The sequence below is a fragment of the Streptomyces glaucescens genome (genome assembly GCF_002154375.1).
In the GTDB taxonomy this organism is placed as follows: Bacteria; Actinomycetota; Actinomycetes; order Streptomycetales; family Streptomycetaceae; genus Streptomyces; species Streptomyces glaucescens.
The window spans coordinates 1-1,148 of sequence record NZ_MUND01000978.1 but is presented as its reverse complement, the minus strand read 5'-3'; the positions used below and the strand labels follow the sequence as shown (position 1 = coordinate 1,148).

At 80.2% G+C, this 1,148-nt stretch carries 1 protein-coding gene; it reads left to right on the top strand.

The genetic code is table 11. The features are described from left to right. Window positions 1-1,090 (top strand): FtsK/SpoIIIE domain-containing protein (locus tag CCN42_RS39905; protein WP_281259574.1); only part of this gene is annotated, 1,090 nt, incomplete at its 5' end. Window positions 1,091-1,148 lie beyond the last annotated feature (58 nt).

The following is a 1,148-nucleotide window of genomic DNA, read 5'->3' as shown; positions in this document are numbered from 1 at the left end:
CACCCAGGCACTCGGCGGGCGGGCCTGGGCGGTGCTCGGGGCGGGCCCGCGCGGGCCGGTCTGCACGGACCTGGTGGCGGACGGCCCGCACCTGCTGATCGAGGGCCCGGCGGGCAGCGGCCGTACGGAGCTGCTGCGCGCGGTGGTGGCCTCGCTGGCCGCCGCCGAGCGTCCTGACCGGCTGGGGATCGTGCTGGTGGACGGCCGGGACAGCGTGGGCACGGGTCCGGCGCACGGTGACGGGCTGCGCGTCTGTACGGACGTACCGCATGTCACCACGCACCTCACCGCCAACGACCCGGTACGCATGCGGGAGTTCGCTCAGTCACTGAGCGCCGAGCTGAAGCGGCGGGCGGAGCTGCTGGGCCGCTCGGACTTCGCGGAGTGGCACACCGGGCGGGAGCTGGCGGGCCGTATGGTCGCGCAGCGTTCCGCGCCGGGGCGGCAGCCGGGGCAGGTCCCCGGCCGGACGCCGGGCCCGGGCGGCGGTTCCGGTGCCGCGGATCTGGACGGGCCGCCCAGTTCGACGCTGCGGCTGCGGCCGGGCGGGGCGCGCCGGCAGGCGGAGGCGGCGCCGCCGCTGCCGCGGCTCGTGGTGGTCGTGGACGATCTCGACGCGCTGGTGTCGCCCGCGCTGGGATCCCCGGGGCGGCCCGCGGCCGGGTCGGTGGTGCGGGCGCTGGAGGCGGTGGCCCGGGACGGCGAGCGGCTGGGCGTGCACCTGGTGGCGGCGGCCGGGCCGGGTGGCCGTACGGCCGAGTCGGAGGCGGCGCGGCGGGCCCGGCTGCGGATCGTGCTGGACGCGCCCGCGCCGGGCCCGGACGAGCCGTCGCCGGGGCGCGGCCGGCTGACCGGGCCGGACGGGCGGATGACACCGTTCCAGAGCGGCCGGGTCACGGGCCGCATTCCGCGCACCGCGACCCTGCGGCCCACGGTCGTGCCGCTGGACTGGCAGCGCATGGGCGACCCGCCGGCCCGCCGCCCGGTGCGGGAGCTGGGCAACGGGCCGACGGACCTGGCGCTGCTGGCCAGCGCGCTGGAGCGGGCCGCGCGGGAGGTGTCGGCGGCCCACATGCCGTCGCTGCTGTAGGCACCGCGGCCGCGCGCCCGGACGAGCCGTCGCCGGGCGCGGCCGGCGGACCGGGCCG